This is a genomic window from Antricoccus suffuscus (assembly GCF_003003235.1).
GTDB lineage: Bacteria > Actinomycetota > Actinomycetes > Mycobacteriales > Antricoccaceae > Antricoccus > Antricoccus suffuscus.
Genome location: NZ_PVUE01000002.1, coordinates 448,070 through 463,864, shown reverse-complemented (window position 1 = coordinate 463,864; position 15,795 = coordinate 448,070). Strand labels below are relative to the sequence as shown.

Sequence of the window (15,795 nt, the reverse complement as noted above, 5' to 3'; positions counted from 1 at the left end):
CTCAACGGGTGGTTTATCGGGCCGGGCTGGTAGAGCGGTTCAGGCGCTGGCGTCCCGTACGACGATCAGCGTGTCACCTTTTGCCAGCGCACTCACCTCGTCGTCGAAGAACCGGTAGACCTTGCCGGCGCGTTTGACGCCCATCACCTGGTCGCTCACCCACTTCGGCGATCGTCCGATCTCATCGTCGATCACGTCGCGTTCGGTGACTTCCATCCCGTCACCAGAGCTCAGCAGGTCTTCGAGCACCTCGCCAAGAGCCGGGCTGAGCGTCGACAGCCCGAGCAGCCTGCCGACGGCCTCGGACGAAGTCACCGTCGAGTCGGCGCCGCTTTGCCGGACGAGCGCGGCGTTTTGCTCTTCGCGCACCGCCACCACGATGTAGGCCTTGGAGTTGAGCTGCCGCGCGGTCAAGGTAGCGAGCACCGCGGAGTCATCGCGATCCGCGGTGATGATGATCTGCTTGGCCAGCGACGCCTCGGCCCGCGCGAGCACTTCGCGCCGAGTGGCATCCCCGACGATCCCAGCGAGGCCGTCGGCCTGCGCATCGGCAATCGCCGTCGGGCTTGAATCGATGACAATGATCTGGTCCGCGGTGATGTCATGGGTTTTAAGCGTCTCGACCGCGCTCCTGCCCTTTGTTCCATAACCGACGATCAGGACATGGTTGCGCATTTTGTTCCTCCATCGGGCGGCGCGAATTCGCTCGCGACCTTGGGTGGCGAGGACTTCGAGGGTCGTGCCGATCAACAGAATTAGGAAGATGATGCGCAGCGGTGTCACGATGACGGCGTTGACCAGCCGGGCACTGACCGAGACCGGCGTGATGTCGCCGTACCCGGTCGTCGTGATCGTCACCGTCGTGTAGTAGATACAGTCGAGCAACGACATCGACCCGTCCGCCGAGTCGTTGTAGCCCCGCCGATCGATGTACACCAGGACGATCATCGCGATCATCAGCCCGAATGCCGCGCCGACGCGTAAGCCCAAAGCGCGCACCGGGGATACGGTGCGCGCTGGGAGTTTCAGTCGTGAATCTTGGTCCATTGGCGGAGTCCGACCGGGGGCCGGCGGTTAAATGTTGAAGCCAAGTGCGCGAAGCTGCTCGCGCCCGTCATCGGTGATCTTGTCCATGCTCCACGGTGGCATCCAGACCCAGTTGATTTTGGCGTCCGCGCACAGGCCCGCACCTGGACCGCCGGTCAAGGCCTGCATCGTCTGGTCCTCGATGACGTCGGTCAGCGGACAGGCCGCGGAGGTGAGGGTCATGTCGATCGTGGCCACGTTGGCTTCATCGACGTTGAGTCCGTAGACCAGGCCAAGGTCGACGACGTTGATGCCGAGCTCAGGATCAACAACGTCGCGCATCGCCTCCTCGACATCGTCGATAGACGCGACAGCGACGGCACCGCCGGGAGCGGCGGTCTCTTCGGTGTTATCTGCGGTCTTCTCAGACACATCGTTCTGGGACATATCGCTACTTTCCTTCCGGTGCAAGTGCACCTGTTTGAGCCGTGGCGTCCTTAAATGCCATCCACCCTAGAAGAGCACACTTCACCCGGGCGGGAAACTTTGCAACACCTGCGAACGCTACAGCGTCGTCGAGTACATCCTCATCCGGCACGACCTCGCCCTTGCCGGTCACCATTTCGGTAAATGCGTTAGACGTCCGCATGGCCTCGTCGAGACTCTTGCCGACGACAAGTTCGTAAAGCACGGACTCCGCAGCCTGGCTGATGGAGCACCCGATCCCTTCGTATGACACATCTTCGACGATGGACTTGTCCTCGCTGAGCTTGACCCGCAATGTCACTTCGTCGCCACAGGTCGGGTTGACCTGATGCGACTGCGCGTCGTAAGGCTCCCGCAGGCCTTTACCGTGTGGATTGCGGTAATGGTCCAACAGGATGTCCTGATACATCGATTCCAGTTGCATATTCAGCGCCTGTGCAATCCTCTGTGGTTGTCGTCGTCGACGTGTGATCAGTCGACGCGGAAGAACTTCTTGACCTTCTGCAGTCCATCGACCAGCGTATCGATTTCGTCGGTGGTGGTGTAAATGTATGGCGATACGCGAGTCGATGCGCCGACGCCGAAGCGTTCGTGCGCTGGTCGAGCGCAGTGGTGCCCACCGCGGACCGCCACGCCGTACGAATCGAGCACTTGACCGATGTCGTGCGGATGCAGTTGATCGATCTCAAAACTCACTGCGCCGCCACGGTCCTCGACTGTTGTCGGTCCGAGGATCCTCAGGCCTTTCACCTCTTGTAGCCGTTGCAGCGTGTACGCCGTTATCTGCTTCTCGTGATCGGCGACTGCCTGCATACCTATGCCGTTCAGGTAGTCAAGTGCAGCGCCGAGACCGATGATCTGCACGATCGGTGGCGTGCCGGCCTCGAACTTGTGCGGCGGCGCCGCGTACGTCGAACCTTCCATCCGGACGATCTCGATCATCTCGCCGCCACCGAGGAACGGCGGCAGCTCCTCAAGCAGGTCGTAACGCGCCCACAGCACCCCGACGCCGGTCGGTCCGACACATTTGTGGCCTGTGAATGCGACCGCATCGGCACCCAGAGTGCTTATGTCATAGGGCATCTGCGGCACGGCCTGGGAGGCGTCGACGACCACAATCGCGCCTACCGAATGCGCCTTGTCGGCGATCTGCGCGATCGGGTTGATCGTGCCGAGCATGTTGGACACATGGGTCAGGGAGACAACCTTTGTGCGTTCGGTGATCAGCTCGTCGATATTGCTCAGGTCGAGCCGACCCTCGTCGGTGATGCCGAACCATTTCAGCGTCGCGCCGTTGCGTTGCGTCATCAACTGCCAGGGCACGATGTTGGAGTGGTGTTCCATCTGGCTCACCACCACCTCGTCGCCCGGCCCGATGCGCAGGTCACCGGTCGCGTTGCCGAGCGAGTTGGCCATCAGGTTGAGTGCCTCGGAGGCGTTTTTGGTGAAAACGATCTCTTCGCGACTCGGGGCACCAATGAAGGAGGCAACGGTGTCTCGCGCCGCCTCCATCGCGGCCGTTGACTCCTCGCCAAGGTGGTGCATGGCGCGCGCGACATTGGCATTGTGGTGTGCGTAATGATCGGCGATCGTGTCGATCACGATTTGCGGCTTCTGCGACGTGTTAGCCGAGTCGAGGTAGCACAGCGGTACGCCGCCATCGAATACCCGTTGCAGGATAGGAAAATCCGCGCGGATCTTCTCGACGTCGTATCCGCCGCCGAGAGGCCCGGTGGCGGGTTGGCGGCTCGCGCTAGGCGCTTGCCTTGATGAAACGCTCATAGCCTTCGGCCTCCAACTGCTCGGCAAGCTCGGGTCCACCATGCTCGGCGATCTTGCCGGCGACGAATACGTGGACGAAGTCCGGCTTCACGTAACGCAGGATGCGGGTGTAGTGCGTGATGAGGAGCATGCCGAGGTCGCCGGTCGCCCGAGCCCGGTTGATGCCCTCGGACACGATCTTCAGCGCATCGATGTCCAAGCCGGAGTCGGTTTCATCCAAGACCGCCATCTTCGGCTTCAGAAGTTCCATCTGCAGGATTTCGTGGCGCTTCTTCTCGCCGCCGGAGAATCCTTCGTTGACCGAGCGCTCTGCGAAGGCGGGGTCGATGTCGAGGTTGCTCATAGCTTCCTTGACTTCCTTGATCCAGTGACGAAGTTTCGGCGCTTCACCACGTACCGCGGTTGCCGCTGTACGCAGGAAGTTGGACACCGAAACGCCCGGGACTTCAACGGGGTACTGCATCGCGAGGAACAGGCCGGCGCGGGCCCGCTCATCGACCGTCATCGCGAGTACGTCCGCACCGTCGAGCGTGACGCTGCCACCGGTGACGGTGTACTTCGGGTGGCCGGCGATCGAGTACGCGAGCGTAGATTTACCGGACCCGTTGGGGCCCATCAGCGCATGGGTCTCGCCCGAGTTGACCGTCAAGTCGACGCCTTTAAGGATTGGCTTGTCTTCGCCATCGGTCTTGACGGTGACCTGCAAGTCGCGAATTTCTAGAGTTGACACTTTGTCCTGTTTCTCCTGGTATGTAAGCGAAAGTTGAGAGATCGGCGCCGGCTAGGCGTTAGACAACCGCAGTTCGTCCTCGACCGCTTGGACGAGCTGCGCCTCGATATCTGGGATGCCGATTTTGCGGATGATGTCGGCGAAGAAGCCGCGCACAACGAGCCGGCGAGCCTCCTCGGCGGAAATCCCACGAGACTGCAGGTAGAACAACTGCTCGTCGTCGAAACGGCCGGTGGTGCTCGCGTGGCCCGCGCCTTCGATGTCGCCCGTCTCGATTTCGAGGTTAGGCACCGAGTCGGCGCGGCAGCCATCGGTCAGCACGAGGTTGCGGTTGGACTCATAAGTGTTGATGCCTTGGGCGATCTTGCGGATCAGCACGTCGCCGATCCACACGCCATGCGCATCCTTACCCTGCAGCGCGCCCTTGTAATCGACGTTGCTGATGGTCTTCGGCGCATTGTGATCGACGAACAGTCGGTGCTCCAGATGCTGGCCAGCGTCGGCGAAATAGATGCCGAGCAGCTCCACCTCGCCACCGGGCCCGTCGTACTCCACCGACCCTGTGAAGCGCACGACGTCGCCACCGAAGGTGACAGCCACGTGCCGCAGCATTGCGTCGCGGGATACGAGCGCGTGGTGGTGGGTCAGATGTATCGCGTCGTCGGCCCAGTCCTGAAGCGACACGACGGTCAATTTCGCGGAGTCGCTGGCAATAATCTCGACGTTTTCGGTGAGCATCGCCGAGCCGGTGTAGCGCAGGACGATGGTCGCCTTGCTGAACGCCTCGGCCTTGATCACCAGGTGCTGCGCAGAAGCCGATTCGATGGACTCGCCGCTGATCGTGACGATCGTCGGCGCATCGATGACGGCCTCGGTGGGCACGGTAATGGTCAGGGCTCCATCGGCGGCGTGCCACGCGCGGGCAGCGATCCGATCGGCCGGGAGGTAACCGCTGGCGCCCTTGGTGTCGTTGCCTTCCTGAGTGACGAGTACGCCGTCCGGGGCGTCGACGCCGATAGTGAGCGCCGACGCGTCGCCGATCGGGGTGTCTTTGTGCAGCCCGGCCAGCCGGCGCATCGGGGTGAATCGCCAGACCTCCTCGTGCCCGGTAGGCACCAGGTGTGCGTCGAGGTCTGTCGACCCCTGTGGATGCAGATGCGACTCGATGCGCTCGTTCTCGGCGAGTGCGGTCGCTACGTTGTTCTCAGACAAATCTGTGGCCATCGTGAGCCGACGGTTCCTTCCGTATGTTTGCGGTGCAGCAAGAGTGTTCGGACCAGCCCACTAACCGCCGCGCGGGCGGTTAGTGGGGATTGGGCGTCGGCTATCCGACGGCCCCTTCCATCTGGATGTCGATCAGGCGGTTCAGTTCGAGTGCGTATTCCATCGGCAGCTCGCGAGCGATCGGCTCGATGAACCCGCGCACGATCATTGCCATGGCCTCGTCTTCTTCCATGCCGCGGCTCATCAGGTAGAACAGCTGATCTGCGCTCACCTTGGTGACGGTCGCCTCATGACCCATCGACACGTCGTCGTTGCGGATATCGACGTAGGGATAAGTGTCCGAGCGGCTGATCTGATCGACCAGCAGCGCGTCACACTTCACGACCGAGGACGAGCCGGTCGCGCGTGGATTGATCCGGACCAACCCGCGGTACGACGTGCGCCCGCCGCCGCGGGCTACCGACTTGGAGATCACCGAGGACGAGGTGTGCGGCGCCATGTGCACCATCTTCGATCCGGCATCCTGGTGCTGTCCCGCTCCGGAGAACGCGACCGACAGCACCTCGCCGCGAGCGTGCTCACCGAGCATGAACACCGACGGGTACTTCATAGTCACCTTGGAGCCGATGTTGCCGTCGATCCATTCCATCGTGGCGCCCTCGTGCGCATTTGCGCGCTGTGTGACGAGGTTGTAGACGTTGGTGGACCAGTTTTGAATCGTCGTGTACCTGCAGCGCGCGTTCTTCTTGACGACGATCTCGACGACCGCCGAATGCAGCGAGTCCGACGAGTAGATCGGCGCGGTGCAGCCCTCGACGTAGTGCACGTAGGCGCCTTCGTCGACGATGATCAGCGTGCGCTCGAACTGGCCCATGTTTTCGGTGTTGATCCGGAAATACGCCTGCAGTGGGATATCTACGTGCACACCCGGTGGCACATAGATGAACGAGCCGCCGGACCACACGGCAGTGTTGAGTGCGGAGAACTTGTTGTCGCCGGCCGGAATGACGGTGCCGAAGTACTCTTCCATCAGTTCCGGGTACTCGCGCAGCGCGGTGTCGGTGTCCACGAAGATGACACCTTGTTCGGTGAGGTCCTCACGAATCTTGTGGTAGACGACCTCAGACTCGTACTGCGCGGCGACGCCGGAAACCAGCCGCTGCTTCTCGGCCTCAGGAATGCCCAACTTGTCGTAGGTCGCCTTGATATCGGCGGGCAGGTCATCCCAGGTGTCGGCTTGTTTCTCGGTCGACCGGACGAAATACTTGATGTCGTTGAACGGCACCCCGGACAGATCTGATCCCCAGGTGGGCATGGGCTTCTTCTCATACAGCCGCAGGCCCTTAAGCCGCGTGTTGAGCATCCATTCCGGTTCGCCCTTGAGCGCCGAGATGTCACGAACAACCTGCTCGGAAAGGCCGCGCTTGGCGATCAAGCCGGCTTCGTCGGAGTCCGACCAGCCATAGTTGTATTTGCTGAGAGCTTCGATGTGCTCGTCTTGCGAAATTGGCGCAGTGGCCTCGGTGCTATCGGTCGTCGTCATGCGGTAACCCCTTCATTTCTTGGGTTCTATACGACGCATCCGGTCAGGATGCGTGATTTTTGTGCGTGCGGTGATTGTTGTGTGCGATGGGCTGCTTGATCTAGAACTCGTGGATAGCGCGATTGGGCTGTGACGTTTGCTGGTGTTGGCCAAACTCGTGCTGCTGGTCATGGCGTTAGGCACGTGCGTGGTGCAGACCCCGTCGCCGCGGGCGATCGTAGCGAGACGTTGCACGTGTGAACCGACCAGTCGACCGATGACCTCGGTTTCGGCCGCGCATAGCTCGGGAAACTCCGCGGCCACGTGCGCGACTGGACAGTGCCGCTGGCACAACTGGCCTCCCGAGGCAAGTGTTTCGGCCGATGCAGCGTAACCCTCACTGGACAACGCCCGGGCAAGCGCTTCGGCACGGGCCATCGGGTCCGTACCAGCGCCGTCCATGGCGGTCCGACACCGACTCTCCAGTCCGGCCACCTGCGAATCGGCGAACACGCGGACCGACTCGCGACCTCCGATGGCGGCGAGTTGGCGAAGTGCCGAGAGTGCGAGGTCGTCGTAGGTGTGCGGGAAGTGCTCACGACCGGTATCGGTCAGCCCGTATCTGCGGGCGGGTCGACCACGTCGACCAGATTCCACCGACTGTTCGGCGACAAGTCCTTCGGACTCGAGGACATCAAGATGCCGGCGGATGCCCGTCGTCGTCAGCCCAAGCTCGCCCGCAACTTCGGACGCGGTCAGCGCGCCACGCTGCAGAAGTAACTCGATGATCCGATCACGGGTGCGTCCATCGACAGCCTCCTCGGTGGCTGTCGACTGCGCGCACGTGTCGGTCCTTTTCACAACACTCATGTTACCTAATTCGCCCAATAGGCGCGAATAGGCGAGATCAAGGGTGACCAACCCCATCACCGGTACTAAACGTGTACTTAGTTGCCCCCACCGGGTTTATTCATGCCGCTCAGCGGTTGACGTAGTCGGACAACTGATCCCGCTCAAACTGCAGGTTGTCGATCGCCGACTTGACTACGTCCCCGATGCTCACGATCCCCTTGAGCTCGCCGTCGTCGATAACGGGAAGATGCCGAATTCGACGCTCGGTCATCTCGGCTCGCACCTGCTCGATGCTGCTGTCCGTACGGCACACCGTCACATCGGCGGTCATGATCTCCTCGACCGGGTGATCGAGGACGCCTACGCCGTCGACGAGCCGGCGTACGACGTCACGTTCGGACACGATCCCCAACACTCGAGAGTCAGCGCCTTGAACGACCGCGGCGCCAATGTTGTGCTCGGCCATGACCACGATCAAGTCACGAACCGTAGTGGCCGGGACGACCGTAATCACGTCGGAACCCTTGCGCCGCAGTATCTCGCTGATATTCATGACGAACTCCCATCAGAAATGCCTTGCCAGACGTCCTTGGGCGGTGAACGCGGACCATATCCGTTGACTGTGATGGTAACCACAATCGACGTACTGCGATAGCGCAGTGATCGACGGCCGCGTGCCCGAAGTCGCACGCCTACCGAGGGCTTTCTCGGCGGCGCCGGATTACCCTCAGAGAGTGCGCACGCCTTTTGTTACTTCCACCGTGATCCGCCGACTCGCCTTGGCCAACGTGGTCACCAACATCGGAATCGTCGTCAGCGGCGGCGCCGTCCGGCTGACCGGCAGCGGACTGGGCTGTTCGACCTGGCCGAAGTGCACGTCGGACGACCTAGTACCCACGAGTGCGATGCCCATCCATACCTACATCGAATTCGGCAACCGCTTGCTGACCTTCGTGGTGGCCATCGTCGCGATCGCCACCTTCGTGGCGATCCGGCTGGCGAAACCGGTGCGGCGCGATCTCTCACTGCTCGCCCTGCTGGTGGGACTGGGCATTCCCGCGCAGGCGGTTCTCGGCGGGATCACGGTCCTCACCGGACTCAACCCTTACACAGTAATGGCGCACTTCTTGGTGTCCGTCGTACTTGTCGGCCTGGCAACGGTGCTGTGGCGACGTACCCAGCTTGACGAGCGCGCGCCATACCTGCCAGCCCGTCCGTGGATGCGAACCTTTGTGGTCGTGTTAACGGCCACCGCATTCGTGACCCTCGCGCTGGGCACCTTCGTTACGGGCAGCGGCCCGCACGGCGGAGACCCCAAGGCCGGGCGCACCGGATTCGATCCTGCGCTCGTCTCGCAGTTGCATGCGGACATCGTCTTTCTGCTGGTCGGCCTCACGGTCGCGCTCGTGATTCTCGTCAACGTCATCAATGTCGGGCAAACCGCCCGACGGGCCGCGTACATCCTTCTCGGCGTCGAGCTCGCGCAGGGCGTAATCGGTTATGTGCAGTACTTCACGGGACTACCGCTCGCGCTGGTCGAGCTCCACATGCTCGGCGCCGCGCTGCTCACCGCAGCGGTCGCCAATGTCGTCGTGCAGATCGCGGCCCCACGCGGCGTACCGAGCGACTTCGGGTCTACTTCGCGGCGCGACCGCGACCCATTCGACCCCACTCGTAGCCAGACGTCTTTACCGAATCCGTAGACTCCCGATCCCATTCGGGTGTGACCTCCAGGCCAGCGGCCACGGTCACGGCTTCGGCCGCCTCGGCGCTCGGCAGGACCTGGTCGCCGTAACGGCCGTCCTTGGCCACGACGACGACGCGGGTGAACGACGACGCCACATACTCGACGAACGTGTTCGCGGCGCCACCATGCGCGTCGGCGAACTTCGTGAGATTCTTGGCGGCAGCCTTGATGGCCTCGGCGTGCGGTGGAGTGGTCTTGGGCGCCTGCTCGTCCTCGCTTGGCGCGGGAGCGTTGGTCGACTCGGTCATGCTCTACAGGCTACCTGTGCACGTTTCCCGCCTGCGACTAGTGGAGAAGCGAGTCCACCGCGACGAGGATGAAGACCAGCGTCAGATACGTGTTGGACATGTGGAAGACCCGCATCGGCCGAATCGGCGCGCCCCGAACCGTCTGCACGTGGAGCCGGCCGGCCTCGAACAGGAACCACGCGCCGAGCAGGCTCACAATGATGCCGTAGACCAGCGTCATCGCCAGCGGCCACAGCGCGATCGAGAACGCAACCATGGCAACTGAATGAAACAGCATCTGCAATGTCACGGTGCGTGGTTCGGCCACCACCGGCAGCATCGGGACGTTTGCCGCGGCGTAGTCGTCTTTGTATTTGATTGCGAGGGCCCAGAAGTGCGGTGGGGTCCAGAAGAAGATGATCGCGAACAAGATGAACGGCGCTAGCGACAACGACCCGGTGACTGCGGCCCAGCCGATCAATACCGGCATGCAGCCCGCGGCCCCACCCCAGACAATGTTTTGCGAGGTGCGTCGCTTCAAGATCATCGTGTAGAACACGGCGTACAGCAAGATCGCGACGACGCACAAGACGGCCGCAAGCCAGGTCGTCTGCCACCACATCAGGCCGGTGGAAACTACCCCGAGCACGATGCCGAAAATCAGCGCCGAACGCGGCTCGACCACGTGCTTGACCAGCGGTCGCTTGGCTGTGCGATGCATGACCGCGTCGATGTCGCGGTCGACATAACAGTTGAACGCGTTCGCCGATCCGGCGCACATCGTGCCACCGATCAACGTCGCGATGATCAGGCGGACCGATCCGAGACCGCCGGCCGCGAGCATCATCGCAGGCACGGTCGTGATGAGCAGCTGTTCGATGATGCGTGGTTTCGTCAACGCAACATACGCACGAACCACGTCCAGCGTGTGTTGCCGACGCGCGGTCTTCGAGGGCGCCTTGCGGCGTACTTCGGTCGTCACGTCAGACAGCGCCAACGCAAAGATCGCGATGAGACCGACACGGAACAGACACAGCATCCCTCTAACACGAAAAGAATGAATTTGCCGGTGGGCGAACGGTCTGTTCGCACGGCGAAACCTCAGGCCGAGTCTAGCCCTACGGACGCGTTTGTTGGCGCCCAGGTAACGCGAGGGTGACCACACTCGCGAACCCAACCGGTAACACCCCAGGCCCGCGATTATTTTCGATCTAGACACGATGTGCCCGATGTTGCGCGGGGACTAGGCTTGAGCGAGACCCATCCGGCCCGCAACGAGGAGAGTTATTTCGTGTCCGAGCGTTCTGTATCAAAAGCCATACTCCCCGATAGCTGGACAGACCTCGACCAAGCCGCTATCGACACCGTCCGCACTCTCGCGATGGACGCCGTGCAAAAGGTCGGCAACGGGCACCCGGGTACGGCGATGAGCCTTGCCCCGGCGGCGTACTACCTCTTTCAGCAGGCGATGCGGCACGACCCGTCCGACGCGAACTGGGCCGGCCGCGACCGATTCGTGCTGTCTTGCGGCCATTCGAGCCTCACTCTCTACATCCAGTTGTTCATGAGCGGCTACGGCTTGGAGCTGAGCGACCTCGAGGCCCTTCGCACGTGGGGCTCGTTGACCCCGGGGCATCCCGAGCACGGGCACACCACCGGCGTGGAAATCACCACCGGCCCGCTGGGCTCCGGCATGGCGGCGTCCGTGGGCATGGCGATGGCCGCGCGCCGCGAGCGAGGCCTGTTCGATCCGGACGCCGCTCCGGGCGAAAGCGTCTTCGACCACCACATCTTCACGGTGGCCTCCGATGGCGACCTCGAGGAAGGCGTCACCAACGAGGCGAGCTCGCTCGCCGGCACTCAGCGCCTCGGCAACCTAGTGCTGATCTACGACGACAACAAGATCTCGATCGAAGATGACACCAACATCGCGTTCACCGAGGACGTCTCGGCACGCTACGAGGCACTGGGCTGGCACGTGCAGAACGTCAGCTGGATCACCGAAGACGACCAGTACGTCGAAAACGTGACCGCGTTCGCGGCGGCGATCGACCAGGCGAAGAAGGTCACCGACCGCCCGTCGTTCATCAACCTGCGCACGATCATCGGATGGCCCGCGCCCAACAAACAGAACTCCGGCGCGGCACACGGATCGGCTCTGGGTGACGACGAGGTCGCCGCAACCAAGTCCGCTCTCGGGCTGGACCCGGCAAAGACTTTCGACGTACCTGCCGAGGTCCTCGCGCACACGCGCAAGGTAAAAGAGCGGGGACAGGCCGCGCACGCGACGTGGAACGAGAAGTTCAGCGCGTGGCAGGCGGCAAACCCGGAGCGAGCGGCGCTCCAGGCTCGGTTAGCCGCGCGCGCCTTGCCCCGCGGATGGGAAAGCGCGCTCCCCACCTTCGATGCAGACGCCAAAGGCATCGCCACGCGTGCCGCGTCAGGCAAGGTGCTCAGCGCTCTCGCCTCGACTCTTCCTGAGCTATGGGGCGGGTCGGCCGATCTCGCGGGATCAAACAACACGACCATGGACGGCGAACCCTCATTCCTGCCGGACGATCGCCAGACCAAGGACTTCCCTGGCGGTCCGTACGGTCGCACCCTGCACTTCGGTATCCGGGAAAACGCGATGGGGATGATCCTCAACGGGATCGCCCTACATGGCGGCACGCGGCCGTACGGCGGCACGTTCCTTGTCTTCTCCGACTACATGCGCCCCGCGGTGCGGCTCGCCGCTCTGATGGGCGTGCCGGTCACCTACGTCTGGACGCACGACTCGATCGGGCTCGGCGAGGACGGCCCGACCCACCAGCCCGTTGAGCATTTGTCCGCACTGCGAGCGATCCCGGGCCTGGATGTCGTCCGGCCGGGAGATGCCAACGAGACGGCCGTCGCGTGGCGGACCGTCTTGGAGCACACGGCCCGGCCCGCCGGGCTCGCGCTGTCCCGTCAGGCATTGCCCACGCTTGACCGCACGAAATACGCGTCTGCCGACGGCGTCGCCAAAGGCGGTTACGTCATCCGCGAGGCCAAGGGTGGCACGCCGGAACTACTGATCATCGCCACCGGCTCCGAACTCTCGATCGCGCTGGAGGCTGCCGATTCGCTCGAAGACGCCGGCACCGCCACTCGCGTGGTCTCGATGCCCTGTGTGGAGTGGTTCGACGCGCAGGAGCAGTCCTATCGGGACGAAGTCTTGCCGCCGTCGGTGCGCGCTCGTGTCACGGTGGAGGCTGGCGTAGCGCAGAGTTGGTATCGGTTCCTCGGCGACGCCGGTCGCCCCGTTGCCATCGAGCACTTCGGCGCCAGCGCGGCCGCCGAGGTGTTGTTCAAGGAGTTCGGTTTCACGCCCGACAACATCGTGGCTGCCGGCAAGGAAAGCCTTGAGGCCGCCGCCCGCCAGCGCAACGCCTAACTAACTCACTACGGCTGAAGGAGATCACCAGATATGAGTTCGAACAAGCAACTACAGGAGCTGTCCAAGCAGGGCGTCGCGGTCTGGCTCGACGATCTATCTCGCGAACGTATCCAGAGCGGCGGGCTGGCCAAGCTGGCCAAGGATATGTCCGTCGTTGGCGTCACCACTAACCCGACGATCTTCCAGGGCGCTATTACCAAGTCCGATCTCTACGACGAGCAAGTCCGTGAATGCAAGCGGCTCGGCATGACGATCGACGAGACGGTCCGCATGCTGACCACGCACGACGTCCGCGACGCGTGCGACATCTTGCGACCGGCCGCAGACAGCAGCAACGGCCGCGACGGACGAGTCTCGATCGAGGTCGATCCGCGGCGGGCGCGCGATACCGAGGGGACCAACGCCGAAGCACGCACTCTGTGGTGGATGGTCAACCGCCCCAACTTGTTCATCAAGATCCCGGCCACCGTGGAATGCCTTCCGGCGATCACCGCGACGATCGCGCGCGGCATCAGCGTCAACGTCACCCTGATCTTTTCTCTTGAACGCTACAAGGCGGTCATGGATGCCTATCTAAGTGGCCTTGAGCAGCGAGTCGCGGACGGTGGAAGCCTCGAGGGATTGGAGTCCGTCGCGTCGTTTTTCGTCTCCCGCGTGGACACCGAAATCGACAACCGGCTCGATGCGATCGCGTCTGATGATGCGAAAGCCGCGCGCGGCAAGGCCGGCCTCGCCAATGCGCAACTGGCCTACCAGGCATACGAAGAGGTCATCGCGTCTGACCGATGGAAAGCGCTGGCCGCTAAGGGCGCGCACGTTCAGCGTCCGCTATGGGCCTCGACCGGAGTCAAGAACCCGGACTACCCAGACACCATGTATATCAGCGATTTGGTCGCTCCCGACACGGTCAACACCATGCCCGAGAAAACTTTGGACGCCTACGCCGACCACGGCAAGCTCGGCACGCCGGTGACCCAGACCTACGACACGGCGGCCGCCACAATGAAGGAACTCGCCGCGCTCGGCATCGACTACGACGATGTGGTGAAGGTTCTCGAAGACGAGGGCCTGGAGAAGTTCGAGAAGTCCTGGCACGAACTGCTGGACTCGGTGAAGGCTGAGGTCGACGCCAAATAGCCGACAACCAAGGGACGGCCATGACGCTGCGATATCGCGCATCCACAGACCTCGAACCCATCATCGAGCAACTCACCACGGACCAAATCGCATCGAAGCTCACGGCAGCCGATCCGACGCTGTGGGGTTCGGCCGCCGAGTCCGAGGCGTCGATTCGGCTGTCCTGGGTGGGCCTGGCCGAGTCATCCCGCCCGCTGCTGGCCGAGATCGAGGCGCTGCATGCGGAGCTACGCGAAGAAGGCCTCGACAGGATCGTGCTCGCCGGCATGGGCGGCAGTTCACTGGCACCCGCGGTCATCTGCGCGTCATTCGGCGTGCCGCTGATCACGCTCGACACGACCGATCCGGGCCAGGTGCACGCCGCGCTTGATGGCGACCTGAAGCGGACCGTGCTGGTCGTCTCATCGAAGTCCGGCGGCACGGTCGAAACCGATTCGCACCGGCGAGTTTTTGAGAAGGCATTCCGAGACAGCGGTATCGACCCGGCGCGCCGGATAGTGGTCGTCACGGACCCGAACTCCCCCTTATACGAGTTGGCGATGGAATCGAGCTATCGCAAGGTTTTCCTGGCTGACCCGCATGTCGGCGGTCGGTATTCCGCGCTGACCGCGTTCGGGCTCGTGCCTGCCGGCCTCGCCGGTGCTGACATAGGCGCGCTGCTCGACGATGCGGCCGACATCGCGCCGACCCTTGCACTCGACGAGCGCACCAATCCGGCGCTTGCGCTCGCCGCGATTCTGAGCGCAGCGCAGGAAGCTCGCGCCGAGAAACTCGTCCTGGCCGACGAAGGTTGGCCGCACAAGGGATTTGGTGACTGGGTGGAACAGTTGCTCGCCGAGTCCACCGGCAAGGACGGCATCGGCGTACTTCCGGTGGTTGTGGAGTCGCCCCAATCGGTCGGTTTCGTCGACGCCGGCCGCGACTGCGTCAAGGTCTCGCTAGGCGGGGCCGTTCCCGACGGTGGCAGCGACTACGCCGTAGCTGTCGGTGGCGAACTCGGCGCGCAGTTCTTGTTGTGGGAGTACGCGACGGCTATCGCGGGTCGGCTGCTTGGGATCAACCCGTTCGATCAGCCCAACGTCGAAGAGGCCAAGACACAGACCCGCAGCCTCCTGGATACCCAGGATCACGCCGCGCCAAAGTCACACTCAATCGAGCCAATCGCGACCGACGGTGCGGTCGAGATCTACGCGCATGGCGACTGGCTTGGAAACGCACGCGACCTGCGCGGTGCGCTTGACGCACTGACCGCCGCCGTGCCGGTCCACGGGTACGTCGCGGTCATGGCATATCTCAACAGATCCGACGACGGCGCGGTGCGCGAGGTTCGGACGCTCCTCGGTGCGAAGCGATCCGTCCAAACGACGTTTGGCTGGGGTCCGCGCTTCTTGCACTCGGCCGGTCAGTATCACAAAGGCGGCCATCAAAATGGCGCGTTCCTTCAGATCACCGCCGAATGCGCGCACGATCTCGAGATTCCAGACAAGCCGTACACGTTTCATAACCTGCAGCTCGCGCAAGCTGCCGGGGACGCTGCCGTGCTCGCCGGCAAAGACCGGCCGGTGCTTCGCCTGCATCTGACGAAACGTTCCAAGGGGATCGACGCGGTCCTGAAGGCATTACGTGCGAACTGAGCGAAAAGGA

At 62.9% G+C, this 15,795-nt stretch carries 15 protein-coding genes; 4 read left to right on the top strand and 11 right to left on the bottom strand.

The features are described from left to right. Positions 1-39 precede the first annotated feature (39 nt). From CLV47_RS04985 to CLV47_RS04945, 9 genes are all read right to left on the bottom strand, one after another. Positions 40-999, bottom strand: a complete 960-nt coding sequence (locus CLV47_RS04985; protein ID WP_202862384.1) for a potassium channel family protein — start codon at positions 997-999, stop codon at positions 40-42. 75 nt (positions 1,000-1,074) lie between these two features. Further along, a complete protein-coding gene (locus CLV47_RS04980) occupies positions 1,075-1,473 on the bottom strand; it encodes a metal-sulfur cluster assembly factor (RefSeq protein ID WP_106347861.1) in 399 nt (132 codons plus the stop codon). A gap of 4 nt (positions 1,474-1,477) precedes the next feature. After that, complete coding sequence (gene sufU / locus CLV47_RS04975; RefSeq protein WP_106347860.1) at positions 1,478-1,936, bottom strand: Fe-S cluster assembly sulfur transfer protein SufU; 459 nt, start codon at positions 1,934-1,936, stop codon at positions 1,478-1,480. Positions 1,937-1,983: 47 nt separating this feature from the next. Then, positions 1,984-3,294 carry a cysteine desulfurase gene (locus CLV47_RS04970; RefSeq protein ID WP_106347859.1) on the bottom strand — a complete coding sequence of 437 codons (1,311 nt, stop codon included), beginning with the start codon at positions 3,292-3,294 and terminating at the stop codon, positions 1,984-1,986. Continuing rightward, positions 3,266-4,024, bottom strand: coding sequence for a Fe-S cluster assembly ATPase SufC (gene sufC, locus CLV47_RS04965; RefSeq protein ID WP_106347858.1), 759 nt, complete (start codon positions 4,022-4,024; stop codon positions 3,266-3,268). Before sufC ends, CLV47_RS04970 begins: the two co-directional genes overlap by 29 nt. Positions 4,025-4,075: 51 nt before the next feature. Then, positions 4,076-5,248, bottom strand: coding sequence for a Fe-S cluster assembly protein SufD (gene sufD / locus CLV47_RS04960; RefSeq protein WP_106347857.1), 1,173 nt, complete (start codon positions 5,246-5,248; stop codon positions 4,076-4,078). Positions 5,249-5,348: 100 nt separating this feature from the next. Next, positions 5,349-6,791, bottom strand: coding sequence for a Fe-S cluster assembly protein SufB (gene sufB / locus CLV47_RS04955; RefSeq protein WP_106347856.1), 1,443 nt, complete (start codon positions 6,789-6,791; stop codon positions 5,349-5,351). A 12-nt stretch (positions 6,792-6,803) separates the two neighbouring features. Next, positions 6,804-7,631 carry a helix-turn-helix transcriptional regulator gene (locus CLV47_RS04950; protein WP_238145236.1) on the bottom strand — a complete coding sequence of 276 codons (828 nt, stop codon included), beginning with the start codon at positions 7,629-7,631 and terminating at the stop codon, positions 6,804-6,806. A 118-nt stretch (positions 7,632-7,749) separates the two neighbouring features. After that, positions 7,750-8,175 carry a CBS domain-containing protein gene (locus CLV47_RS04945; protein ID WP_106347854.1) on the bottom strand — a complete coding sequence of 142 codons (426 nt, stop codon included), beginning with the start codon at positions 8,173-8,175 and terminating at the stop codon, positions 7,750-7,752. Positions 8,176-8,356: 181 nt separating this feature from the next. Between CLV47_RS04945 and CLV47_RS04940 the strand changes: the two genes are divergently transcribed. Next, complete coding sequence (locus CLV47_RS04940) at positions 8,357-9,325, top strand: COX15/CtaA family protein (RefSeq protein ID WP_106347947.1); 969 nt, start codon at positions 8,357-8,359, stop codon at positions 9,323-9,325. On the opposite strand, the gene CLV47_RS04935 is transcribed toward CLV47_RS04940, so the two are convergent. Next, a complete protein-coding gene (locus tag CLV47_RS04935) occupies positions 9,258-9,617 on the bottom strand; it encodes a hypothetical protein (RefSeq protein ID WP_106347853.1) in 360 nt (119 codons plus the stop codon). The two genes, CLV47_RS04940 and CLV47_RS04935, sit on opposite strands and share 68 nt — an antisense overlap. A 37-nt stretch (positions 9,618-9,654) precedes the next feature. Further along, on the bottom strand, positions 9,655-10,635 hold the full coding sequence (locus CLV47_RS04930) for a heme o synthase (protein ID WP_106347852.1): 981 nt from the start codon (positions 10,633-10,635) through the stop codon (positions 9,655-9,657). A 210-nt stretch (positions 10,636-10,845) separates the two neighbouring features. Between CLV47_RS04930 and tkt the strand changes: the two genes are divergently transcribed. From tkt to CLV47_RS04915, 3 genes are read left to right on the top strand one after another with little or no spacing between them, the layout of a single operon-like run. After that, positions 10,846-13,011: a transketolase gene (tkt, locus tag CLV47_RS04925; RefSeq protein ID WP_238145235.1), complete on the top strand. Its 2,166-nt coding sequence runs from the start codon at positions 10,846-10,848 to the stop codon at positions 13,009-13,011. 33 nt (positions 13,012-13,044) lie between these two features. Beyond that, the gene (gene tal / locus CLV47_RS04920) at positions 13,045-14,151 is read left to right on the top strand and encodes a transaldolase (RefSeq protein ID WP_106347851.1); all 1,107 of its coding nucleotides are present in this window, start codon (positions 13,045-13,047) and stop codon (positions 14,149-14,151) included. Positions 14,152-14,171: 20 nt separating this feature from the next. Next, complete coding sequence (locus CLV47_RS04915; RefSeq protein WP_106347850.1) at positions 14,172-15,785, top strand: glucose-6-phosphate isomerase; 1,614 nt, start codon at positions 14,172-14,174, stop codon at positions 15,783-15,785. Positions 15,786-15,795: the final 10 nt, after the last annotated feature.